The sequence below is a fragment of the Streptomyces eurythermus genome, from assembly GCF_014649115.1.
Lineage (GTDB): Bacteria > Actinomycetota > Actinomycetes > Streptomycetales > Streptomycetaceae > Streptomyces > Streptomyces eurythermus.
On the sequence record NZ_BMSK01000007.1, the window covers coordinates 368,978 to 394,211 of the forward strand.

General features: G+C 70.2%; 16 protein-coding genes. All 16 read left to right on the forward strand.

Features of this window, described 5'->3' with window-relative positions:
• Positions 1-61: 61 nt before the first annotated feature.
• The 16 genes from IE251_RS16205 (at position 62) to IE251_RS16280 (ending at position 25,217) form a co-directional block, all read left to right on the forward strand.
• Positions 62-2,104, forward strand: a complete 2,043-nt coding sequence (locus tag IE251_RS16205; RefSeq protein WP_189753650.1) for a hypothetical protein — start codon at positions 62-64, stop codon at positions 2,102-2,104.
• Positions 2,101-3,093 carry a hypothetical protein gene (locus tag IE251_RS16210; protein ID WP_189753651.1) on the forward strand — a complete coding sequence of 331 codons (993 nt, stop codon included), beginning with the start codon at positions 2,101-2,103 and terminating at the stop codon, positions 3,091-3,093. The genes IE251_RS16205 and IE251_RS16210 overlap by 4 nt, the downstream gene beginning before the upstream one ends.
• A gap of 2 nt (positions 3,094-3,095) precedes the next feature.
• Positions 3,096-8,555, forward strand: coding sequence for a DEAD/DEAH box helicase (locus IE251_RS16215; RefSeq protein WP_229896788.1), 5,460 nt, complete (start codon positions 3,096-3,098; stop codon positions 8,553-8,555).
• A 311-nt stretch (positions 8,556-8,866) separates the two neighbouring features.
• Positions 8,867-10,297 carry a hypothetical protein gene (locus IE251_RS16220; RefSeq protein ID WP_189753652.1) on the forward strand — a complete coding sequence of 477 codons (1,431 nt, stop codon included), beginning with the start codon at positions 8,867-8,869 and terminating at the stop codon, positions 10,295-10,297.
• Positions 10,298-10,488: 191 nt separating this feature from the next.
• A complete protein-coding gene (locus tag IE251_RS16225; protein ID WP_189753653.1) occupies positions 10,489-11,100 on the forward strand; it encodes a hypothetical protein in 612 nt (203 codons plus the stop codon).
• Positions 11,097-12,857, forward strand: a complete 1,761-nt coding sequence (locus IE251_RS16230; RefSeq protein WP_189753654.1) for an Hsp70 family protein — start codon at positions 11,097-11,099, stop codon at positions 12,855-12,857. The genes IE251_RS16225 and IE251_RS16230 overlap by 4 nt, the downstream gene beginning before the upstream one ends.
• A gap of 129 nt (positions 12,858-12,986) precedes the next feature.
• The gene (locus IE251_RS16235) at positions 12,987-13,583 is read left to right on the forward strand and encodes a TetR/AcrR family transcriptional regulator (protein ID WP_189753655.1); all 597 of its coding nucleotides are present in this window, start codon (positions 12,987-12,989) and stop codon (positions 13,581-13,583) included.
• Positions 13,584-13,781: 198 nt separating this feature from the next.
• The gene (locus IE251_RS16240; protein ID WP_189753656.1) at positions 13,782-15,011 is read left to right on the forward strand and encodes an MFS transporter; all 1,230 of its coding nucleotides are present in this window, start codon (positions 13,782-13,784) and stop codon (positions 15,009-15,011) included.
• Between the two features lie 285 nt (positions 15,012-15,296).
• Positions 15,297-16,613: an ABC transporter substrate-binding protein gene (locus tag IE251_RS16245; RefSeq protein ID WP_189753657.1), complete on the forward strand. Its 1,317-nt coding sequence runs from the start codon at positions 15,297-15,299 to the stop codon at positions 16,611-16,613.
• A gap of 8 nt (positions 16,614-16,621) precedes the next feature.
• A complete protein-coding gene (locus IE251_RS16250; RefSeq protein ID WP_189753658.1) occupies positions 16,622-17,608 on the forward strand; it encodes a carbohydrate ABC transporter permease in 987 nt (328 codons plus the stop codon).
• A gap of 76 nt (positions 17,609-17,684) precedes the next feature.
• Positions 17,685-18,524, forward strand: coding sequence for a carbohydrate ABC transporter permease (locus IE251_RS16255; RefSeq protein WP_189753706.1), 840 nt, complete (start codon positions 17,685-17,687; stop codon positions 18,522-18,524).
• Between the two features lie 29 nt (positions 18,525-18,553).
• Entirely contained in the window at positions 18,554-19,918 is a 1,365-nt protein-coding gene (locus tag IE251_RS16260) for a GH1 family beta-glucosidase (RefSeq protein WP_189753659.1), read from the forward strand.
• Between the two features lie 170 nt (positions 19,919-20,088).
• Positions 20,089-21,960 carry a discoidin domain-containing protein gene (locus IE251_RS16265; RefSeq protein ID WP_189753660.1) on the forward strand — a complete coding sequence of 624 codons (1,872 nt, stop codon included), beginning with the start codon at positions 20,089-20,091 and terminating at the stop codon, positions 21,958-21,960.
• Between the two features lie 282 nt (positions 21,961-22,242).
• On the forward strand, positions 22,243-23,565 hold the full coding sequence (locus IE251_RS16270; protein ID WP_189753661.1) for an MFS transporter: 1,323 nt from the start codon (positions 22,243-22,245) through the stop codon (positions 23,563-23,565).
• Positions 23,566-23,623: 58 nt separating this feature from the next.
• A complete protein-coding gene (locus tag IE251_RS16275; RefSeq protein ID WP_189753662.1) occupies positions 23,624-24,973 on the forward strand; it encodes a phenylacetate--CoA ligase family protein in 1,350 nt (449 codons plus the stop codon).
• Positions 24,963-25,217 (forward strand): hypothetical protein, encoded by a 255-nt coding sequence (locus tag IE251_RS16280; RefSeq protein ID WP_189753663.1) that lies wholly within the window; start codon positions 24,963-24,965, stop codon positions 25,215-25,217. Before IE251_RS16275 ends, IE251_RS16280 begins: the two co-directional genes overlap by 11 nt.
• Positions 25,218-25,234: the final 17 nt, after the last annotated feature.

A 25,234-nucleotide genomic window follows, 5' to 3' on the forward strand; every position in this document is an offset into this window, starting at 1 on the left:
GATTTCACGAAGAGGGCATTGGAACATCTCTTTTGGGGACAGAGTGGATCATTCTTACCAATTGTGGCAGGACGTGCTGGCCGAGGAGTTCTTCGGACGGCAGCACGCCGGCCACCCCACGCTGTTCTACGTCGACGACGACGTGGAACAGGAACTCAGGCACGGATACGGCCTGGAGGAGCCCCTCGCCCGGTGTGTGGGCAGGTTCCTGCGGTTGGGGACCGCGGAACCGTACAGCGCACTGGAGGACTACCGCTGGCGCAGGCGGCAGCACGACAGGGACGGCGCGCCCGCCTTCCTGCCGCTGCTGGCCTGCTCGGTGATCGCCGCGTCCCGAATGGTGAACGACCGGAATCACCGGGCCACCGCCTACCACGCCCGCTTCTCCGAGCTGTTGACCGGTGACGAGAACCTGTTGGGGAGCCACCACTACGAGCCCGTGTCCCGTATGTGGCAGGTGCTGGCCTCCTGGCAGCACAGCCAGCAGGGTGCTCGGGGCCTGTGCACCCTTCCCGCCCCCGCCGACCTGCCCTCCAACCGCAGCAGGATCGGGTTCGCCCAGTCCCAGGCGCTTCTCACCGGCGCGGACCGGTCCCTGCTGCCGAAACTCTTCCGGTCGCTGCGGGAACACGGCACGACCTGGCCCCTGCCGGGGGAGACGCTGCTGGCCCAGATCGAGATCCGGGGCATGGAGCAGCACTTCTCCAAGAACTTCCGCAACGCACTGCGGGAAGAGGAGTTCCGTCCCTTCCTCGCAAAGCTGATCGGCAACTACGCGGCTTCCTGGGACGGTTCGGACGAGCTGGTGCCCACCGGCGTCACCCGTGCCGAACTCCTGGTGCGGCTGGACGCGGGGCGTCTCGGCTGGGTGGCGCGCATCCGCTCCGCGGAGCAGAAGGAGCGGATCGAGCTCAAGGGTGGCGTCGTCCTCGAACAGCTCGGCGACACCGCCTACTACGAGGTGACGGGCCTGCCCTCCCCGAGCGCCGACACTCTCACCAAGGGCATCCGCCGCGATGGGGACGGCCTGGTGCTCAGCCGCCCGGCCTCCTCCGTCCTGGTGCTCGCACGGGACGACGTACTCGGCGTCTGGACCGGCACCGACGGCTTCCGCCCGGGAGAGGCACACGTGGTGCTCGCCGCCCCGACCGCGCGGCGCGACGTGCAGCGGCTGCTGGACAAGGCCGCGACGACGGGCCGGAGTGTCGACACCGGCAAACTGGCGTGGGTACCGCAGGGCTGGTCCCTGCACAAACCCGTCACGTTCGCTGACGCGGTGACCCTGCGCCGGGCGCTGAAGGAGGTCCAGGGCGCGGTGGGCCTCCTTCAGCCCCCGGTGCAGTTCAAGCTACGCCTCGAGGGCGGGCTGAAGCTGGCGCCCTCGCTCGATCCCCACCTGTACCTGCGGGGAGGCGAGCCTCAGGTGGTCCTCCCGGACACCACGGAGGGCACGGGCACCCTTCTGGTCGACGGCAAGGAGCGGCCCGGGCTCCGGAAGGCGATTGCCGCGGGCAGCCCTGTCCCCCTGGCCGTGCTCCGGCTGGAGCCGGGCCGCCACACGGTGAGCTACGCGGGCGCGGAGATCGGCTTCGCCACCGCGGACCAGGCCGTCGTCGAGCCGAAGACGACCAGGGTCTGCGGCTTCACCGTCACGGACGGCAAGGCCTCGGCCTCGCCCTGCCTCCTCGACGAGCGGGACCTGACGACCGCCGTCACCGGCGCCGACTGCACGGGCGCCGCCCTCCAGGAGACGCCAGCCGTCGTGGAGTTGTGCCGCCGGGACGCGGACGAGGTGCTGTTCGCGGCGGCCGACGGGCGGCTGTGGACGCTTCAGGCCCCGGAGCAGCCGGACTGGTGGACCGAACGGCTCCCCGACACCCCCGCCTCGCGGCGCTTCGAGGCCGGCTTCCACGGCATCGGCGGCTGGATCCTGGAGCGCCGGAGCGGACGCTGGAGGGGACGTCCGGTGAACCCCGGAACACCGAAGCCGGAGAGCGGCGGCAACCCGCGGGCCTGGGCCCGCGCCGTTCTCAACGCCCAGCAGGCGTCCGACGAGCCCTCGTGGAGCGCGTACGTGCTGGCAGCGAAGGAGGTGAACCGATGACGGGACCGATGAACAACGCCGAGTTCGGCGGGACCCTTCTGCGCTGGCTGAGCGAGAGCCGCAGCGGCAGGGTGTCGGCACTGCGCGACGGAGTCCGCGGCCAGGCCCGGGCATGGGGGCTGGAGCTGAAGGAGTACGCCGACTGGAACTGGATACGCAAGGCCGCCGCCCTCGGCTTCATCGACGTGGACCTGCGCGCCGACCGCTGGTCGGCGGCCCCGCCGGTTTTGACCCGGCTGCCGCACGCCGATGGCCTCGCGCTGCTGACCGGCGCGCGCACGGCGCGGATCAGTACGCGCGTCGAGCACGCGGCACGGGAGTGGATGGAGCTGATCACTGTCCCCCACGCGCCGGAAACCGGTGAGGCACCGCTTCCCGACACCCTCCTGCTCCAGTACGAGGACCCCCGGGCCCTCGAGGAAACCGCGGAGTTCCTCGGGCTCCGTTACGTGCCCTGCGCCGCCCTGGAGCTGATGAGGCTGCTTCCGCAGGCGACACCGGGCCCCGAATCCGCGCCGCCCGGCGGCAGCACCGCCAACACGCTGGAGAGATACGAACCCCGCATGCGCCGGTTCGTCCCCGTGGCGGGAGACGAGGAGGACGGCCTGTACCGGTGGCGCGGAGCCGACTACGCACGCCTGACCCGGGTCCGCCGCAATGGCGTCTTCCACGCGGTGGACCGTGAGACAGGCGTCTACCTGGAGCTCGCCCGCCACCGCACCGGCGTGATGCGCTGGCGGCCGGAATCCGGCCAGGGCCGGGCCGGCGTCGGCCGGCTCTTCGTCGACCGGTACGCGCCCCTGCCCGCCCTGCACGAGCGCGCGGCCGTGCTGTGCAGCGGCTTCCCGCCCGCGACGGGCAAGCAGGCGCAGACCAGCGCGTACGACAACGTGCCGAGGGTGCTCGCCGAGGCGATCGCGGCCTCGCTGCGGCAGAACCTGGAGATCATGCCGCGATCGGTGGCAGTCACCGGTGGGAGGACCGAGTGAGCGTGGAACAGCAGACGACGGTGACGGACACCGATGTCCAGGACGTCATGGGCACGTTCGACGACCTGCGCAGCGCGCTCTTCCGCTACTACGACACCCCGTTCAGCGTCGACGACCGCTCCGTCATGGAGGAACGGCGCAATCTCCTGGACCGGGACAACGGGGCCTGGCGCGAACCGTTGATCGAGCTGCGCCCGCGGTACGCCTCCCGGGGTGTCGGCATCGCGGAATCCTTCGCCCAGGCAGGGGCGCACCCCGACGCGGCCGAGTTCGCCCGCTTCACCCTCCCCGCCGGCGTGACGAGCCTCTACCAGCACCAGCACGACGCCCTGGTCGCCGCCTGCGCGGGCAAGGACTTCGTGGTCACCGCGGGCACTGGTTCCGGCAAGACGGAGTCCTTCCTGCTACCCGTTCTCGCAGACCTGGTGGCCGAGTCCGCCGACTGGCAGGGCACCCGTGCGGTGCAGCCGGAATGGTGGCAGCACGACGGTGACCACGTGCCCAGCCGACAGCACGAGCACGGGCACCCCGCCGCCGTGCGCGTGCTGATCCTCTATCCCACCAACGCCCTCGCCGACGACCAACTGGTCCGGCTCCGCAAGTCGCTGGACAGCCGCGAGGCCCACGCATGGCTCGACCGCAAGCGCAACGGACACCGCTTCTACTTCGGCCGCTACACCGGGGCCACCCCCGTCTCCGGCAGCCGCGACTCCGAGCCGGCGCGCTTCCGTCTCCGGCAGTACCTGCGGGAGGTGCAGGAGCGGCAGCGCAAAGCCGACGCGAAGCTGGGGGAGGAGCTGCGGCCCTTCATCCCGCGCCTCGGCGGAGCGGAGATGCACGCCCGCTGGGACATGCAGGCCGCGCCGCCGGACATCATGGTCACCAACTACTCGATGCTGAACATCATGCTGCTCCGCAAGCAGGAGGAGCACATCTTCAGCGCCACGAGGAAGTGGCTGGAGGGGAGTGACGACGCCCGCCTCACCCTGATCCTCGACGAGCTCCACATGTACCGCGGCACGGCCGGCACCGAGGTGGCCTACCTGCTGCGCAACCTCCGCCACCGCCTCGGCCTCGACAAGAACCCCGAGAAGCTCCGTGTGCTCGCCGCCTCCGCCTCCCTTGAAGCCGGCCGGGACGACGAGTTCCTGGACGGGTTCTTCGCCCTGCCCCGCTCCCGGCGCGTGATCATCCCCGGCAAGGCGAAGGAGATCCACGGCGGCGGGGGCGACCTCGCCGCACACACCGCACGCCTCGTGCGGGCCGCGACCGACACCGTCACCCACGACGGAGCCGTCGAGCTGGCCCGGGAGACGGGCCTCGGCCCGGCGCTCCAGCGCGCACTCACTCCGGGGGGCACACCGCGTGCCCTGCCCGCCCCCGAACTGGCGAAGAGCCTGTTTCCGGACGCCACCGAGGAGCGGCGCCGGGAGGCGCTGCATGGTCTGCTGCGCGTACTCGGAACCGCGCAGGACCCCGAACTGCCTCAGCTCCGCGCCCACTTCTTCTTCCGGAACATCGAGGGCATCTGGGCCTGTTCCGACCCGAACTGCCCCCACATCCCGGTGGAGCACGGCCCCGAACGCCGGATCGGCCGGCTCTTCGCCGAGCCCACCTCTCGCTGCACGTGCGGTGCCCGGGTGTTGGAACTGCTGTCCTGCCAGGCATGCGGCGACCTCATGCTCGGCGGGTACGCCAGCCCCAAGGACACCCTGCGACGCCGGTTCACCGGTGCCCTCCACACCGACTTCCCGGACCTGGACCTGCTCCCCGACGAGGCCAGCGGCGCACCCACCGCGGCGAACTACGTCGTGTACTGGCCGCGCACCAAGGGCCTCGGGCTCGAGGAGGCCGGCTGGCACGCGGGCCTGTCGGACGGCGGGCCGCAGGTCGGGTTCGAGTTCCGTCGCAGTGCCTACCAGCCTGCCACCGGCCGTCTGGAGAACCGGGACGTCCAGCACACCGGATGGTCGTTCCACATCTCCGTGCCCCTGGACAAGGAGGGCAAGAAGCCGGCCTACGATCCGGCCCTGCTCCAGGCCTTCCCCACCCGTTGCCCCGCCTGCGGCGACGACTGGGAGATCAGGTACGACAGGGACGGCCGTTTCATCCCGCTGGAGTCCCCCGACCGGCTGCGCAACGCACCGGTTCGGCGGATGCGCACCGGTTTCTACAAGATCAACCAGGTGCTGGTGACGGAAGCCCTCGGCCACCTTCCCGACGGTCAGCGCAAGGCGATCGCCTTCTCCGACAGCCGCGACGACGCCTCCGAACTCGCCAGCGGCCTCGCCCTGCGCCACCACCAGGATCTTCTCCGTCTGCTCAGCGCCCGGGCCGTCGAGAGACAGGGCGACCCGTTCGGGGACCTTCAACTGGTGAAGGCCCACTACGACGGGGAGCCGGTCGACCGAGCGGCCGCCCGTGCCGCCATGGCACGGCTGCGGGACCGCGACCCGGCGGACTGGGGGCGCCTGAAGGCGATCCTCTCCGACGACCTCGACGCGGAGCGGGAACTCCTGCCTGATCTGGAACGGAAGTTCTCCGAACTGCCCTCGCTGGACGTCCTCGCCTCCGACCTCGAAGGCATGCTGCTCGCATACGGCACCAACCCCGCCGGTCCCGCGGCCTCCCTCCAGCAGACCTCGGCCGGGCAGCCCTGGACCGCGCTCTACAACTGGGAGCGTGACCGAACAGCGGTGGTGGAGACCCAGGCACAGGAGGAGCTGCTCAACCGGATCCGCTCCCGCCTCCGCCTCGAGACCATCGGAAGCCTCCTCTCCGGCGGCGGCCGCGACTTCGAATCGCTCGGCCTCGGCTGGCTCTGCCTGCGCGACGACCGCTCGCCTCTGGAGATCGGCACGGACAGCGATCAGGCCGTGGCACGTGCCAGTCTGCGCATCCTCGGCCTGATGCGGCGCTTCACCCGGATACGTGCCTCCCTTCAGAGGCCGCCCGCGCCTTTGAAGCGGTTCTGGAAGCAGATCGCCGAACGCCAGGGCACCGATGTGCAGACGATCGCGGACCAGGTGCACGGCGTCTGGAGGGACGCCGTGGTCGAATACGTCATCAACCCCGAGAAGGTGGCGCTCCGCCCCGGCGGGAACAAGACCTGGACCTGCCGCTCCTGCCACCGGCCGCACCTTCACCCGGGCGCGGGACTGTGCACCAAGTGCCTGACCCCGCTGCCTGACGCGCCCCAGCACTACAGCGGCGTCCTGGAGGACGACTACTACGCGTGGAAGGCTGCCCACCGCACCGGTGACTTCCCCCTGCGCACGGCGGAACTCACCGGCCAGACGGACCGGCTGGAGGCCCAACGCCGGCAGAGCCGCTTCCAGGACGTCTTCCTCGGCGACAACGACGTCCCGCAGGCGGACGGCCTCGAACTGCTCTCCGTGACGACGACGATGGAGGCCGGTGTGGACATCGGCCCCCTCAACACCGTGATCATGGCGAACATGCCGCCCACCCGCTTCAACTACCAGCAGCGGGTGGGACGGGCGGGGCGACGTAACAGCCCGGTGGCCGTTGCCCTCACCGTCTGCCGCGGCCGGAGTCACGACGAGCACTACTTCGCCCGCCCGGAAGCCATCACCAACGACCCCACTCCGCCGCCCTACCTGGTCCTCGGCATGGTCTCCGTCTTCCGGCGCGTCCTGCTCGGAGAGGTCCTGCGCCAGGCGTTCGAGCCCCTGCAGCCGGAGGATCGCCGGAAGGGGCCGGACATGACGGCCAACGTGCACGGGCAGTTCGGCCTTGCCGCCGACTGGCCGACGCACCGTGGTGCGGTCCGCCGTTGGATCGCCGGACACCCGGACCGTGTCCGAGCCGCTGCCGCCGCCCTTCAGGCCGGAACGCCGGAGACCATCGCCTCCATCGATCCGGTGGCCGCCGTCGACGAACTACTCGATCAGGTCGATGAGGTGGCGGCCCGGCCGGTCGGCCACTCCGACCTCAGCCAGCGTCTGGCGGAGGCGGGCCTCCTGCCCATGTTCGGTTTCCCGACCCGCTCCCGCCTCCTCTACCGGAGCATCCCGCAGAAGACCTTCCCGTGGCCGCCGGCCGACTCCGTCAACCGTGACATGGCCGTTGCCCTCAGCAAGTTCGCACCGGGCAGTGAGACCCCGCAGGACGGCCGCCTGCTCCGCTCCAACGGAGTGGTCTCCCTCGTCCCGAGCGGTCGCGGAGTACAAGCCGCCGAGGACCCGTTCGGACCGGAACAGCTGGTCGCCATGTGCCGGATCTGCTCCCATGTGGACCCGCAGGCCGCCGTCGACCAGGAGACGGGCAGCGCCGGCACCTGCCCCGCTTGCGGTGCGGAGAGCAAGTACTACAGGGCCGTCCCCTTCCGGGAGCCCGCGGGCTTCCGGGCCGCCCGCGAAGCACGGGATTACGACGGCTACCGGGAAGTCGGCTCCAACGCCACCAGCGCGAGGACCGCCACCGACCTGGAGAAGACCGCCCCGCGCATCCCCCGTGCCGCCGACGACTGGATGGTCGTCCACACCGGCAGCGGCGCTCGCTACATCGTCAACACCAATGCCGGGAAGCTCTTCCGTTTCGTCAAGTCCAACGCACCCTGGCGCGGATACCTGGCTCTGGACAATCCCAAGGCCGAAGCGGACCTGGAGATCGCCCTCGGCGCCACCCAGCACACGGACATGTTCTTCGTGGGGGCCAAGGGCGCCCTCGACAGAAGCAGAGGCCTACGCTTCGACATCTCGAAGTCCCAGCAGGTCGACGGCTTCCCCGAGGCGTATCACGGCCGGCGCGCGGCCTGGTACTCACTGGCGGCCCTGCTACGGCGCGCCGCCGCCCCGCACCTGGACGTGCAGCCGGAGGAACTGCTCAGCGGCATCCACGGGTCGGACGCCCCGGTGGCCGCGCCCGTGATGGCCTACCTGGCGGACAGCCTCGACAACGGCGCGGGCTTCAGCACCCACCTCGGTTCGCGGGAGCACATCGAGGAGTTCCTCCAGGCGGTCGACCAGTACGTGCACGATCTGGAGGCCGATCACCATGCGGAGAGCTGCCGCAGCTCCTGCTACGCCTGCCTGCGCGACTACTCCAACATGCGCCTCCACCCGCTGTACGACTGGCGGCTCGCCCGCGACCTGACCGACGCCCTGCGCGGCCGGAAACTGCGGATCGAACCGGAGAAACACGCCGTCCTGCTCAAGGGCTGGGCAGACGAGGAACCCAACGTCAGTGTGAAGGAGACCGCCGCGGGAGCGGTGGCGCTCTTCACCTCGGATTTCACCGGCGAGCCCGTCGCGGTCGCCGTCAAGCATCCATTGGAGGCCGCCACCGACGAGTGCGGTAACGAGCGGCTCCAGGTTCTGCGCCACGAGGTTCGTGCCGGAGGCCTCGCCGACAGGATCGCGTTCGTCGACTCCTACAGCCTGGACCGGACCCCTGCCGCGGTGATCGAGCAGGTGCACACCTTCGCGGAGGATCTCTGATGACGTCAGGAATCCCGCTCGGAGCGGGCCAGGAAGAACAGGCCCACTTGGAGGAGCTACGGCAGCGCGAGATCGCCCGCCGCCTCGCCCTCCGTCAGGCCCGCGCCCAGAGTCGGACCGCCGGGGAAGGCCCGCGGGTCGTTCAGGCAACCGGTGGCCCTGTTCCGGCTGTTCGGCCGAAGGCACGGCCAGAGCGTGAACCGGACCTGCCCGAGCCGGTCCCCGCAGGGTTCGCCGGCAGGGAAGCCTGGGAGCGCGCCCGCGCCTTCGCCGCGTCGGTGCTGCCCGATGCGGCGAAGGCGGAGACCGCAATGCTCTCCGCCCAGGAGCTGGCCCGGGCCGTGGTCGACGCGGCGTCCCGGAAGGACGACCCGGTCGACGGCGTCTCCGTGCTTGTCATGGCGCAGGACCACGGGCTGGACGTCTTGCACGGCCGGTTCGCCGACCGCGCTCGTGCCCTGCTGGCGGACAAGCCGCTGCCGCTCCTGGGGGAGCCGGGCAGCATGTGGCAGATCTACCAGGACGAGCGTCGCCTCATGGAGACCGACCTGTCGGCTCCCCGCCAGCGGGCGCTCCTGGCGAAGCTTCCCCGGCCGCTTCTCGACGACTACATCGACGAGGAGTGGATCGGGGCGGTCCCCGAGTGCGACGGCACCTCCCGTGCCGCCTACTTCCGCGCCCGCCTGGACCCGGCGTCACTCACCGACGAGGAGATGGACCTGCTCGCCTGGCCCCTGGAACGAGAGCGTCGGGAGGCCGGCCCGGGAACGGAACCCGGCCGTGACTGGCCGCAGGACTGGCGCCTGTTGGTGAGGCTGCAGGCCGGCGACGCCAGGGCCGTCACCGAGGAATGGACCGACCTCCTGCCGCCGACGCAGAAGCTCCTCGACGCGCTGCGCGAGGTGCGGCGGACCGGAGAGGCCCCGGACGACCTTCTCGCCGACGAGCGTCTGTGGGTTCTCCTGGAACGGATCCACTCCAGCGTGCGTAGCACGACCAACAAGAGGTACAACGGCTGGATCGGCGTGCGAACACTGATCAGGGCCGTGCGGCAGATGCACCGTGCCCTCCTTCACGGGGACGAGGAGACGGCGGAACAACGCAGGAGAGCCGCGCTCACCATGGCCGCGCGGCTCCGGCACCACTCGCAGCCGGTGCGCTGGGAGGCTCAGAACGTCCAGGCCTATCTACGCGCCGGCCAGGAGATCGCGGAGTCCCTCAGGCTCCTGGAACAGGATGTGGAAGGCCGCCCCCCGGTGTGGGAACAGCTCGGCGGAGGCACCATGGCCACGTTGCGGAGGAATCACGGTTTCCTGGGGGACCGGTCCGGTGGAGAACGAGACCAGCCGCTCAACCCCTACCTGGTACTCGGTGTCCCCGACGGGGCGGTGGACTGGAAGAAGGTCTGGCGAGCCCTGAGGAAGGAGCTCGACGACAGCGGCCGTGCCCGGATCAACCGGGCCAAGGACATGATCGAGAAGGCCGAGCGGCAGCAGCAGGAAGTGCCTCGATTCGCCGTCCCGCTCGCCCCGCACCGCTGGGCGGACCCCGTCGGCACGAGCCACCGACTCGAACTCCCGCCTGAGCCCCTGCCAAGGCTCACCGAGCCGCCCACGGACAGCGACCGCGCGTGGTCCCGCACCGAGGCGGCCCGAGAAATAATCACCAGGGCGACAGAACACCTTTCCCTGGCTGCCGAAGACCTCGCAGCCCTTGAAAACCCAGAGAGCAGCACCACATGAGCAACGGAGCCGGTCAAGGCAACGATGGTTCTGGCCCCCGTGGCGACGTAAAGCAGCACCAGGAACGTGCATCGAGGGACGGGAGCGTACGCAGCCTCGGCGAGGCCAAGGCCGCGGAGACGAGACCCTGGAGGAACGCCGACAGCGGTGTCCCGGGGTTCGCTCCGGGAACCTTGGATGCGGCTGGGATCATGAAGACGGTCAACGAGACGCTCCTGCCTGTGGTGGAAAGAGAGCTGGAGACTGCGACAGGCAGGCTGGGCGCTGCGTTGGCCGGCAAGGAGACCGAAGCCGATCTGGTCGCTGCCTTCCGGGCCGAGCTGATGCGTCGGGTTCTTCCACAGTTCACCGAAGCGGTCCGCATGGGCGTGCTGGAAAGCATCCGGACGCGCCATATGCACTTGGCCCAACTGGCCGTCCTGCACCGGCACGCCCTGGAGGCGAAGAAGCTGACAGCAGTGTTCGCGCGTATCCACCATGAGGCGACAAGAGCCGGTTTGCAGATCGTTGACGACGCAGGCGATCGCTCGCTGTTCAACGTGGTGGAGGAGCCTCCCGGTGTGATGCAGCGGGGCCCGTTCGACTTCGAGCTTGTCGCGCCGGCCTACGTCGACAAGGAGTCCGGGAAGCTCGTCGAACGCGGCTGGCTGCGGGCCGTTGCCGGGGAGGAAGCTCCTGCTGGGGAAACCGCCGGGCCGAGCGCTGCCGCCGCGGAGGACGCCGATGCAACGCCGACCTACCGGCAGGCGCTGCGTGCGGCTGCGCTCAAGCGACTTGGTGTGACGCAGAGGGGAACGCGATGACCTTCGGTATCGACTTCGGCACCAGCAACTCCGTGGTGGCTCACTGGAACGGGCACACCACCGAAGTGTTGCCGGTCGACGGCGACAACGTACCCGCCCAGTGGCAGATGTCGGAGTTCGAGCAGCTCTTCCCCTCCGTGCTGTCCGTCCGTGACCTTCAGCGCACCCTGTGCTTCGGCTGGGAGGCGAAGACGGGTACCAGTGAGCCGCTCGACGCCGTGAAGCGCATGCTCGGCACCCGCTCCGGTGCCGAGAAGGACGGTGACGCCGACGGCCTCGAGGTCGCCGCCCAGCTCGAGGAACACCACGTCTGGGTGGGGTCGGAGAAGTTCCACAGCACGGTCGCGGCCGCCGCTCTCTTCAGCAGGATGAAGGAAGGCGTCTCGGCTCAGCTGCTGGACCTCTCCGACGCGGTTGTCACCGTCCCCGCCAAAGCCACGGGCGGTGCCCGCTACCGTACCCGTGCCGCGGCGGCACTTGGCGGGGTGAGGGTCCGGGCCCTGCTCAACGAGCCCACCGCGGCCGCGATCTCGTACGTCCGGGATGTGCCGATCCCAGGTCGTTTCCTCGTCTTCGACTGGGGCGGGGGCACCATCGACGTCACGGTCCTCGAATACGACGACGGCCTCTTCGAGGAGCAGACCTCGCGCGGTATCACCGCTCTCGGGGGCCTGGAGTTCGACAACGCTCTGGCCCGGCTGATCCAGCAGAAGATCGGTCTGAGCGCAGAGCGGCTGACCAAGGCCGAACGACGTCGGTGGCGCCGGTCTGTCGAGCTGACGAAGATCGCCCTGTCGTCCGTGCCGATGGACGGAGCGCTCTTCTTCGACCTCCCGGTCGGCCTCGCCCCCTCGATCTCGAAGCGTGAGGTGAGGATCACCGCGGCCGAGTACACCGAGGTGATCACCCCGCTCATCACCCGCGCACTGGAGGCGGTACAGCAGGCCTTGGAGGACTTGGCCATTGCCCCGGACGACATCGACTCCGTCCTGATGATCGGGGGCACCTCGCAGATTCCCCAGGTGCGTCATGCCTTGGGCGAGCTCATCGGCCATGACCGCGTCGTCGACAGCGGCCTGTGCCGGCCCATGACCGCCGTCGCCCGCGGCGCAGCCATTTACGCGGCCTCCCTCGACGGCGAACTCGGCGACGACAGCGAATTCTCTCTGGTGACCAGCTACGACCTGGGCACGGCCGTGAGCGCGGGCGAACAGAAGGGCTTCCGCGCCATCATCCGGCGCAACGCCACCCTCCCGGCGGAGGGTTCGGCCAACTTCTACCCGGACACTCCGGGCGCTTCCTCCGTGCGTGTGCCGGTGATCGAGGGCGAGGTCGGCTACCCGGCCGACAGCGACCGTGCCTTCCCTCTGGCCAACATCGAGGTGGACCTCCCGAACCGCGAACAGGACATCCGCCGGAACAAGATCGAGATCAAGTTCCGCTACAACGAGAGCGGCATCCTGCGCTTCACCGCCACCCACGCGGCCACCGGCAAGCAGCTCGCCGAGCGCGAGATCGATTCCTTCGGTCCTGACGGCACCCCACTGCAGCACGGCCTCGACGATGAACTGACCCGCCTCTTGGCCCACACCGTTCGCCCGTTCGCCGACGGCTCCTCCAACGTCCGACACCTCTCGGCAGCCGAATCAGCCAACGCCCGGCCCGCACCGATCGACATGTCCCTGCGGACGGTGGAGGCTGATCCGGCCGTAACGGTCAACGGTGAGCCGCAGGGCGTGGTGACGGGGGGACTTTGATCAGCCTCCAAGCAGAGACCCCAGTCGATCTGGGGTCTTTCTGTTTGTCTGGGTGTGGGGTGACCCGCCGTGTGAGCAAGAGGCCGGGTCGGTATTGCAATGGGTGGTCCAAAATCGTAGGCTCCGGGTATGGCCCGACCGAGGACGTTCGACGAAGAGCAGGCTCTGGACGCGGCGATGCGGACCTTCTGGCGGAAGGGGTATGAGGCCACCTCCACCGAGGATCTGTGTGCCGCCACCGGACTGGGGCGCAGCAGTATCTACAACACCTTCAAGAGCAAGCGCGCCCTGTTCCAGCGCGTCCTGGACCGCTACATGACCACCATGAACGCGGGTCAGCTGGCCGTGCTGGAGGATCCGGGGCTCAGTGGTGCCGACCGGATCCGCGCCCTGTTCGCCCGGGTGCTCGACGGTGACGCCGAGAACCGGCCCACCGGTCGCAGTCTGGGCTGTCTCGGCGTGAACACCACCATCGAACTCGCCGGACGCGACGCCGTCGCGGCCGGGATGCTCGAGCGTGACACGGCCCATCGGCTGGACGCCCTGCGTGCCGTCGTCGAGGCCGGCCGGCGTGACGGCAGCATCACCTCCTCCCGGGACGCGGGCGACTTGGCCCGGTTCCTCAACGCCACCATCGCGGGCCTGCGTGTTTCCGCCCAGGGCGGCGCCGACCGCGCCACGCTGGACGCCATCGTCGCGATCGCCCTCGACGCGCTGACTGCCTGACCCCGGCCGGCTGCCGGGCCCCGTCCGCTGGTTCGGTGGGGGCGTGGCGTGTCGTGGGTCTTGTTGCTGACCTATTTTTGAACTGATCTATCCAAAATTCCCTGTCGTGACCCACGCATGTCCTTGTTTTGGACAGATCAGTGCATAACTGAGCTGCCCGCCATCCAGCGCGGGTCCGTACCCGAAGGAGTAACCACCGTGCCCCGTGCCGTCTACGTCCTGGCGCTCGGCATCTTCGCCATGGTGACCAGTGAGTTCGCGGTCGCCGGCCTGATGCCGCAGATGGCCGCCGGCCTGCATGCCACCGTCCCGCAGATCGGCTATCTCATCACCGCGTTCGCCGCCGCCATGGCCCTCGGCGGCCCGGTGCTCACCGTGGCGGTGATGAAACTCCCGCCCCGCACCGCCCTGCTGGTGCTGTTCGCCGTGTTCCTGGCCGGCAACGTACTCGCCGCCACCGCGACAGGCTACGGCACCATGCTCGTCGCCCGCATCGTGACCGGCGTCGCCTCCCAGGCCTTCTTCGGCGTCGCCATCTCGCTGTGCGCCCGGCTCACCCGGCCCGAGATCCGGGGACGGGCCATCGCCGTGGCCATGAACGGGCTGATGCTCGGCACCCTGCTCGGGCTCCCGCTGTCCACCCTGATCGGCGAACGGTTCGGCTGGCGCGCCGCCTTCTGGGCCGTCTCGGCGCTCGCCCTGGCCGCCGCCGCGGCCACCGCCGTCGGCGTACCGCGCCTCGCCGCCGCCCCGAGCGGGGGCCTGCGTGCCGAGGCCGGTGTCTTCGCCCGGCCCCGTCTGTGGCTGGCGCTGGCCACCAGCACGCTGATCATCGGCGCCACCTTCTCCGCCTTCAGCTACTTCAACCCCATCCTCACCGGTCTCACCGGCTTCTCCGCGGGCACCGTCCCGCTGCTGCTGATCGCCTACGGTGCCGCCACCGTCGTCGGGAACACGGTCGTCGGGCGGTTCGCCGACCGGTACACCCTGCCGGTCCTCGCCATCGGCCTGGCGCTCAGCCTGCTCTTCCTGACCGGCTTCGCGGTCTTCGCCGGGGTGCCCGCCCCCGCCGTGATCTGCATGCTGGGCGTCGGTCTGGTGGGCGTCACCATGAACCCGGCGATGGTCACCCGGGTGCAGCGCGCGGGCAACGCCGGGCCGCTGGTCAACACCGTCCACTCCTCCTTCATCACGCTCGGCGTCATCCTCGGCTCGTCCCTCGGCGCCGTCGCCATCGACCTGTGGAGCCTGCGCGCCCCGCTCTGGCTCGGCGCCGCCCTCGCCGCCCTGGGACTGCTCACCGTCCTGCCCGAACTGGGCCGCACCGGCGGGACGTCGGCCGGCATGCGGGCCGGGGTTGCGGAGGGAGCGACGACAGGGGTCGGGGGAGAGCCGACCGGCCCGCGGGAAACAGCGCACAAGAACTGACCGGCCGGCGGACGCCGGTCCGGCGGCGCCGACACCCTGCCGGGCCGGGTGCCGGCATTGCGTCCGGGACTGGATGCCCTGGTCGCGCGGGCTGGGTGTCGGCATAGCGCCGGGTGCCGATGCCTCACCCGGCCGGTAGGCCCGCCCGTCCGCCCCGGCCCGGGCCCCCGCGCCCGCGATCCCTGACGATCACCTGTCGAATCCCTTGACGATCGCCCTCCCGGAGGATTAACTCACGTCCTAAATTAAGTCATGAGTGCAACCCCCGAAGGGACACCGGGACGCATGCGCAGCATCCGAGCCGCGGCCGTAGGCGCCGTCACCCTGTCACTCGCCCTCGCGGCCACGGCCTGCGGAGGCGGATCGGCCACCGGGGGCGGGTCCAACGACTCGCCGAAGACGCTGACGTACTGGGCGTCCAACCAGGGGGCCAGCATCGAGGCGGACAAGAAGGTACTCCGGCCCGAGCTGGACAAGTTCGAGCAGCGGACCGGGATCAAGGTCGAGCTGGAGGTCGTGCCCTGGTCGGACCTGCTCAACCGGATCCTGACCGCCACCACGTCGGGCCAGGGCCCGGACGTGCTGAACATCGGCAACACCTGGAGCGCCTCCCTCCAGGCGACCGGCGCCCTGCTGCCCTGGGACGAGAAGAACTTCGCCGCGATCGGCGGCCGCGACCGGTTCGCCGAGACCGCGCTCGGCTCGACCGGCGCCCAGGGCAAGGACCCGGCCGCGGTCCCGCTGTACTCGATGGCGTACGCCCTCTACTACAACAAGAAGATCTTCGCCGAGGCCGGTGTCTCCAAGCCCCCGGCCACCTGGGCCGAACTGGTCGAGGCCGGCAAGAAGATCAAGGCCAAGGGCAAGTCCCCGCTGGGCGCCGAGGGTTCGAACCTGTCGGAGAACATCCACCACGTCTTCGTCTTCGCCAAGCAGCACGGCGCCGACTTCTTCACCGCCGACGGCAAGCCCGACTTCACCAACCCCAAGGTGGTCGACGCGGTCAAGAGCTACGTCGGTCTGATGGCCGAGGACAAGGTCATCCCGGCCGGTGACGCCGAGTACGCGCAGAACCAGTCCGTCAGCGACTTCGCCAAGGGCAAGCAGGCCATGCTGCTGTGGCAGACCGCCTCCGCCAACCTCAAGTCCCAGGGGATGAGCCAGGACGCCTACGGCATCGCGCCCGTGCCGGTGATCTCCGGTGCGCCCGGCGCCGGCACCCAGGTCAACTCGCCGGTCATGGGCATCAACATGGCCGTCTTCAAGAACACCGACAACCTCGACGGCGCCAAGGAGTTCGTGAAGTTCATGACGTCCGACGAGGAGCAGAAGATCCTCAACAAGGCCTACAGCGCCATCCCGCCGGTCAAGTCCGCGCAAGCGGACCCCGCGTTCGCCGCCCCGGACACCGCCGTGCTGAAGAACACCCTGGCCACCAGCGCCGCCGCGCTGCCGCAGGTCCCGTCCGAGTCGCAGTTCGAGACGACGGTCGGTACGGCCGTCAAGGAACTGTTCGCCGATGCCGCCGCCGGGCGGCCGGTGACCGCCGGTTCGGTCGAGGCCAAGCTGCGCAAGGCCCAGCAGCAGATGCCGGCGGCGTGAGCCCGACGATGACGACCACCGCCTTCAAGGAGCCGGTGCGCCAGGCCCCGTCCGGGGTGGCGGCGCGCGCACCCCGCCGTCCCGGACGGCTGCGCCGCCTCTCGCTGCCGTATCTGCTGCTCCTGCCCGCCCTGCTGCTCGAACTCCTCGTCCACCTGGTGCCGATGGTCATCGGCGTCGTGATGAGCTTCAAGGAGCTGACCCAGTTCTACATCCGCGACTGGGGCACCGCCCCCTGGTCCGGCCTCGGCAACTACCAGGTGTCGGTGGACTTCGACGCCCCCGTGGGCGAGGCCCTGCTGCACTCCTTCCTCGTCACCGTCGGCTTCACCCTGCTGTCGGTCGGCCTGTGCTGGCTGATCGGCACCGCCGCCGCGGTCTTCATGCAGGACACCTTCCGCGGGCGCGGGCTGCTGCGCGCCCTGTTCCTGGTGCCGTACGCGCTGCCCGTCTACACCGCGGTCATCACCTGGGTGTTCATGTTCCAGCACGACAACGGCCTGGTGAACCACGTCCTGCACGACCAGCTGCACCTCACCGACAAGCCCTCCTTCTGGCTCATCGGCGACAACAGCTTCTACGCCCTGCTGACCGTCTCGGTGTGGAAGGGCTGGCCGTTCGCCTTCCTCATCGTGACCGCCGGGCTGCAGAACATCCCCAAGGAGCTGTACGAGGCCGCCGCGCTGGACGGCGCCGGGACGTGGCAGCGGATCCGCCGCATCACCCTGCCCTCGCTGCGCCCCGTCAACCAGGTCCTCGTCCTGGTGCTGTTCCTGTGGACGTTCAACGACTTCAACACGCCGTACGTGCTGTTCGGCAAGTCCGCGCCCGAGGCCGCCGACCTCGTCTCCGTCCACATCTACCAGTCGTCCTTCGTCACCTGGAACTTCGGCACCGGATCCGCCATGTCCGTCCTGCTGCTGCTCTTCCTGCTCGTCGTCACGGGCGGCTACCTGCTGCTCACCTCGCGCGGACGGAGGGCCGCCGATGTCTAGCACCCGCACGCCGGCGACCCCCGCCGGCCGGCCGGCCGCACCCGCCCGCGTCCCGGTGACATCCACCCGCTCGCCCATGGCGCCGGCGCGCTCCTTCCTGTGGTTCCGGCGGATCTTCCTCACCCTGCTCGCCGGGTTCGTGCTGGTCCCGGTGTACGTGATGGTCTCCAGTTCGCTGAAGCCGCTCGCGGACGTCACCGGCGAGTTCCGCTGGCTGCCCAGCGGGCTGACCGTCCGTCCGTACATCGACATCTGGTCGACGGTCCCGCTGGCGCGGTACTTCGTGAACTCGCTGATCGTGGCGGGCGCGGCGACCGTCTGCTCGGTCGTCATCGCCGTGTTCGCGGCCTACGCCGTCAGCCGTTACGACTTCCGCGGCAAACGCGTCTTCACGGTGACCGTGCTGTCGACGCAGATGTTCCCCGGCATCCTCTTCCTGCTCCCGCTGTTCCTGCTCTACGTCAACATCGGCAACGCCACCGGTATCGCCCTGTTCGGCTCGCGCGGCGGGCTGATCCTGACCTATCTCACCTTCTCGCTGCCGTTCTCCATCTGGATGCTGATCGGCTACTTCGACTCGGTGCCGCGCGACCTGGACGAGGCGGCCCTGGTGGACGGCTGCGGCCCGCTGAAGGCGCTGCTGCGGATCGTGGTGCCGGCCGCGAGCCCCGGCATCGTCGCGGTCGCCGTCTACGCCTTCATGACCGCGTGGGGCGAGGTGCTCTTCGCGTCGGTCATGACCAACGACACCACCCGCACCCTCGCCGTCGGCCTCCAGGCCTACTCCACCCTCAACGACGTCTACTGGAACCAGATCATGGCCGCCTCGCTGGTCGTCAGCGTGCCCGTGGTGGCCGGGTTCCTGCTGCTCCAGCGCTATCTCGTCGCGGGCCTGACGGCGGGCGCCGTCAAGTGACCGCCACCCCTGATCCCGAAGGGACTTCCGTGTCCGAATCCATCGACCTCGCCGCCTTCCCGCCCGACTTCCTGTGGGGCACGGCCACCGCGGCGTACCAGATCGAGGGAGCCGTGGCCGAGGACGGCCGTTCGCCCTCGATCTGGGACACCTTCTCGCACACCCCGGGGAAGATCGCAGGCGACGACAACGGCGATGTCGCCTGCGACCACTACCACCGTTGGCGCGAGGACATCGGCCTGATGCGCCGGCTCGGCGTCAACGCCTACCGGCTCTCCGTGGCCTGGCCCCGGGTGGTCCCCGGCGGCACCGGCCCGGTCAACGCCAAGGGCCTCGCCTTCTACGACGAGTTGGTGGACGCGCTGCTGGAGGCGGGCATCACCCCGTCCGTCACCCTCTACCACTGGGACCTGCCCCAGGTGCTCCAGGACCGCGGCGGCTGGCCGGAGCGCGACACCGCGCAGGCGTTCGCCGAGTACGCCTCCGTCGTCGCCGGCCGCCTCGGTGACCGGGTCACCCTGTGGACCACCCTCAACGAGCCCTCCTGCTCGGCCTGGATCGGTCACCTGGAAGGCACGATGGCGCCCGGCTGGACGGACCTGACCGCCGCCGTCCGCGCCTCCTGCCATCTGCTCCTCGGCCACGGCCTGGCGACCCAGGCGGTCCGCGCCGCCGCCCCCGGCGCCCGGGTCGGGATCGTCAACAACCTCTCCACCGTGCACCCGGCCACCGACCGCCCCGAGGACGTGGCGGCGGCCCGCCGGCTCGACGGCCATGTCAACCGCTGGTGGCTCGACCCCGTGCACGGCCGCGGCTTCCCCGCCGACATGGTGGACACCTACGGCGTCGAACTGCCCTTGAAGGACGCCGACTTGGCGGACATCGCGACCCCGCTCGACTGGCTCGGCCTGAACTACTACTTCCCGCAGTACGTCGCCGACGACCCCGGGGGGCCGGCGCCGTACGCCCGTTCCGTCCGGCGCGAGGGCGTCCCGCGCACCGGCATGGACTGGGAGATCGACGCCTCGGGCATCGAGACTCTGCTGCTCCGGCTCACCGAGGAGTACGGCGCCCGCACCCTGTACGTCACCGAGAACGGCTCCGCCTTCCCGGACGTCGTACGCCCCGACGGCAGCGTGGCGGACCCCGAACGCCAGGACTACCTGGAGCGCCACCTCGCGGCCTGCGCCGCCGCCGTCCGCCGAGGAGCCCCGCTGGCCGGCTACTTCGCCTGGTCCCTGCTGGACAACTTCGAGTGGGCGTACGGCTACGACAAGCGGTTCGGGCTGGTCCACGTCGACTACCGCACCCAGGTCCGCACGATCAAGGGCAGCGGCCGCCGGTACGCGGACCTCGTCCGCGCCCACCGCGGCCTGACCCGCCGGGCGGCCTGACCCGCCGAGCGCTCCGATACGCCGAGCGCTCCGAGGCGCCGGGCCGCCTGAGCCCGGCCCGGACGGCCGGTGGACACGGCAGGGGAGTCCGTGTCCACCGGCGCACCGCCACATATGTCATGCGCACGACAAACTTACGGAGTGCACCTCCACCCCACAAGGAGAGCCGCATGCGATCCCGAACCCTGCTCGCCGCCCTCGCCGCCACCGCCCTGCTGTCCTCGGGGCCGCTGCTGGCCGCCCCCGCTCCCGCCGTCGCCGCCCCGGCCGCCGTCGGCTGGGACACCGACCGGGCGGCCGCCGCCTACGCACTGAACCCGGCCGCCGTCACCGCCTCCGGCAGCGAGAACGCCGGCACCGGCCCCGGCCTGGCCTTCGACGGCGACGCGGCCACCCGCTGGTCCAGCAATTTCGCCGACGACGCCTGGATCCGTATCGACCTCGGCGCCGTGCTCCGGGTCGACCGCGTCACCCTCGACTGGGAGGCCGCCTACGGCAAGCGCTACGTCCTGGAGGTCTCGAGGAACGGCACCGACTGGACGCCGTTCTACACCGAGACCGCCGGCACCGGCGGCTCGGTCACCGCGTACACCCACCCCCAGGAGGTCACCGGCCGCTACATCCGGCTGCGCGGCCTGGAACGCGCCACGCCCTACGGCTACTCGCTGTGGAACTTCAAGGTCTACGGCGGCGAACCGGCCCCGGCCGCCACCACCCGCGCCAACCTCGCCCTGAACCACCCGGCGTACGCGAACTACTACCAGGACGCGGCCCATTCACCGGCGTTCCTCACCGACGGCGGCTGGCCGGCGAGCCTCAAGGGCGACGCCAGCCGCTGGTCCAGCGACTGGAACGCGGACCGCTGGGTGTCGGTGGACCTCGGCGCGCCGTCCACCATCGACACGGTGGACCTCTACTGGGAGTCGGCCTACGCCGTCGACTACCTCCTCCAGGTGTCCGACGACAACCGCACCTGGCGCACGGTCTTCGAACCCTCGCCCGCCGAGATCGCCGCCCGCCGCGCCGACGTCAAGGCACCGTCCGACGCGGCCGGTCTGCACGACTCGGTCCGGCTGCCCACGCCTGTGACGGGCCGCTACGTCCGCATGCTCGGCAAGGAGCGCCGCTCCTTCTACAACCCGGCCCCCGCCACCGCCCAGTTCGGCTACTCGCTCTACGAGTTCCAGGTCTGGGGCACGGGCGGCAGCGCCTCGGCCGCGTACCCGGCGCTCCCGGCCGACCCGCCGGGCGGCTACCGCACCACCTTCTTCGACGACTTCACCGGCGCCGCCCTGGACCGCTCCAAGTGGCGGGTGGTGCGCACCGGCACCGAGATGGGCCCGGTCAACGGCGAGTCCCAGGCGTACGTCGACTCACCCGACACCATCGCCACCCGCGACGGCAGCCTGGTGCTGAAGGCCGGGTACTGCAAGGGCTGCACCCGGGCGGGCGGCGGGACCTACGACTTCACCTCCGGCCGCGTCGACACCCACACCCACTTCGACTTCACCTACGGCAAGGTCAGCGCCCGGATGAGGCTGCCGGTCGGCGACGGGTTCTGGCCGGCCTTCTGGCTGCTCGGCAGCGACGTCGACGACCCCTCCGTGTCCTGGCCGGCCTCCGGCGAGACCGACATCATGGAGAACATCGGCTACCCGGACTGGACCAGCACCGCCCTGCACGGCCCCGGCTACTCGGCGGACGGCAACATCGGCGCCCGCCAGACCTACCCCGGCGGCGGCACCGCGGACCAGTGGCACACCTACGCGGTCGAATGGACCCCGACGGCACTGCGCTTCTTCGTGGACGACCGCCTGGTCCAGGAGACGACCCGGAACAAGCTGGAGTCGACAAGGGGCCAGTGGGTCTTCGGCCACCACCAGTACGTCATCCTGAACCTCGCCCTCGGCGGCGCCTACCCGGCCGGCTGGAACAAGGTCACCGCACCCTACTGGGGGCTGCCCCAGTCCAGTGTCGACAAGGTCGCCTCCGGCGGAGTGCGGGCCGAGATCGACTGGGTGCGGGTCGAGCAGAAGGGCTGACCGGGGGTCCCGCCGTACGCCCGTGTTCCCGGACCCGAGCAGGCCGGCTCTCGCGAGGAGCTCCGGGCACGGGCCGCCTCCCGGCGACCGGGCCGGCACCATGAGTGTCACACAAGAGGGTGTAGGGGTGGACGAATGGCTGGTATGTTGCGGCCTACGCCGATCACTCGGGCAGGCGTGACGGCTATTCCTTGCGCAAGCGTCCTACGGTGAGGCGCGTGCACATCTGCCTGCTCCGGGACTTCGGCCGCGGCCGGGACGCCGCGTCCCAGAGGAGGCAGCATGGATGAGAACAGAGCCGTCGGTGAGAGCGCACTCAGGAAGGCCGGGCGGCGGCTCATCCCGGTGATGGTGCTGTGCTATTTCTTCGCCTATCTCGACCGCACCAACCTGAGCGTCGCGGCACTGACGATGAACGAGAGCATCGGCCTGTCCGCCAGCGCCTACGGCCTCGGGGCCGGCCTCCTCTTCCTCGGCTACGTCTCACTCGAGGTCCCCAGCAACCTCATGCTGCACAAGGTCGGCGCCCGGATCTGGATGTGCCGGATCATGGTGACCTGGGGGGTGGTCGCGTCCGCCGGGGCGCTCATCCAGGGCGAGAAGAGTTTCTACCTGTTGCGCCTGCTGCTGGGCCTCGCGGAAGCCGGCTTCTTCCCCGGCATGATCCTCTATCTGACCTACTGGTTCCCCGCCGCCCAGCGCGCCCGCGTGACCGCCCAGTTCATGATCGCCGTACCGTTGTCCTCCGCGCTCGGCAGTCCGCTCTCCGGGCTGCTGCTCAAACTGCACGGCCTGGCCGGCCTGGAGGGCTGGCAGTGGCTCTTCGTCATCGAAGGTCTGCCGTCGGTCGTGCTGGGTGTCATGCTGCTGTGGCTGCTGCCCGACCGGCCCGCGGCAGCGTCCTGGCTCACGCCCGGCGAGCGCACCTGGATCACCTCCACCCTCGCCGCCGAGGAGTCGGCCGTCAGGCGCGGCCGTGAGATGACGGTCCGGCAATCCCTCGGCGACAAGCGGGTGCTCGGCCTGTCGGTCGTCTACTTCGCCCTGGCCTTCGGCCTCTACGGCCTCGGATTCTGGATGCCGCAGATCATCAAGAAGAGCCTGGACATCCACAGCGACCTGCGTGTCTCGCTGCTCACCGCCCTGCCCTACGCACTGGGCGCGGCCGCCATGGTGATCTGGGGCCGGCGATGCGACCGGGGCGGCCAGACCCCCGGCTACACGGCCCTGCCGATGGTCCTCGGCGGTGTGGTGCTGGCCGGCTCCGCCCTGGTGACCCAGAGCCCTTGGCTCGGCTACGGCGGCCTGTGCGTCTGTTCCATCGGGATCATGGCCGCCTTTCCGGCCTTCTGGTCCCTGCCGTCGGGGATCCTCGCTGGTGTCGCCGCCGCGAGCGGGATCGCGGTCATCAACACCCTGGGCAATGTCGCGGGGTTCGTGGGCTCCTACTGGATGGGCTGGATGACCGACCTGTTCGGCGACAGCCGTTGGGCCCTCGTCACGGTCGGCGCGGTGATGTCCGGCGGCGGGCTGCTCGTCCTGAAGGTCGGAAGCGCCCTGCGTCACCAGCCGGACCCCGAACTCCTGACTGGACAGTTGTCATGAAACCCTGACCCCTTAGAGCCCTTGTGTTCAGTAAACGAGTGTCTTAGCGTTCCAATTGATGACTCGATACTGGAACCCTCGCACAGAGGCTCTGGCTCGCGAAGAGCTGGAGCGTCTTCAGCTCGCCAAACTGCGCCGGACAGCCCAGTGGGCGGCCGAACGCAGTCCCTTCTACCGCGCGCGGTTCGAGGCGGCCGGACTACGGCCCGAGAACCTGGAGACCTTGAGCGATGTCCGGCGCCTGCCCTTCACCACTCGTGAGGAGTGGCAGGCGTCGCAGATCGAGGCCGCCCCGTACGGCACGCTGGGCACGATCGGCGTCGACCAGGCGATCCGCGTGCACACCACCAGCGGCACCAGCGGCCGGATGCCACTGCGTGCCCTGGACAGCCGTAAGGACTGGTCCTGGGCCGCCGAGATGTGGTGCTACGGCCTGTGGGGGGCGGGCGTCCGCTCCACCGACACCGCGTACGTGGCCTTCGGATACGGCTCCTTCATCGGGTTCTGGGGGCTCCACTACGGTCTGGAGAAGCTCGGCGCGCTGGTCGTCCCGGGCGGCGCCCAGAGCACCGAGAACCGGGTCCGTCAGATCATCGACTTCCAGGCCACCGTCGTCGCGTCGACGCCGACGTACGCCCTGCGCATGGCCCAGGAGGCGGAGCAGCTCGGAGTCGACCTGCGCGCCGCGCCGGTGCACACCCTCATCCTCTCGGGCGAGCCGGCCGGGTCCATCCCCGAGACCAAACGGCTCATCGAAGAGGCCTGGGGCGCCCGCGCCTTCGACACGGCGGGCATGACCGAGATCTCGACGATCTTCATGTTCGAGTGCGCGGAGCAGCCGGGAGGCGCCCACATCATCGAGGACCACCTCCTGGAGGAGGTCGTCGACCCCGCCACCGGAGAGCCCGTCGGATTCGGAGAGCTGGGCGAACGCGTCGTCACCAGCTTCGGCCGTTCCTCGTTGCCCCTCCTGCGGTACCGCACCGCGGACCTGGTGGTCCGGGTGCCGGGCACGCGCTGCCCCTGCGGCCGCGTCTTCGACCTCTACGAGGGCGGGGTGCAGGGCCGGGCCGACGACATGAAGGTGGTCCGCGGCACCAACGTCTACATGCGGGCCGTCGAGGCGATCGTGCGAGGCACCGGCGGGGTCGAGGAGTTCCAGCTGCGCATCCACCGGGAGGGCATCCGGGACGAAGTGACGCTGCGCGTCGAGCCCTTGGCCCCGTACGAGGACGAGAGCGGCTGGCGCGATCTGGCCGACCTCATCGCGCGGGAGCTGGCACACGCGCACGAGGGGCTGCGTTTCCACGTCGAGCGCGCCGAACCCGGCTCGCTGCCCCGCTTCGAACTCAAGGCCAAGCGGCTGGTGGACAACCGGCCGGCACTGGAGGTGGCCCATGTCCGCTGACGACCACACAGCGCCGCCGGCCGCGGCGTTCACCGGCGAGCCGGACACCGACCTGCTCGGGCGTCCCCTCCGGCTCCGCGACCGTGAGCTGCTGCACGCCTACCGCATCCTTCGTGACCTCGCCTCCGACCCCCAGTCGGAGCCATGCGCCGCGGCCAACACCCGGGCAGCCCTCGCCCACCTGGCCGTGGCCGTCACCGACCTGGGACTCGCCTACGAGCACCTGGTCGACCTGGGCGTCTGAAGCGCGCCGCACCGAGC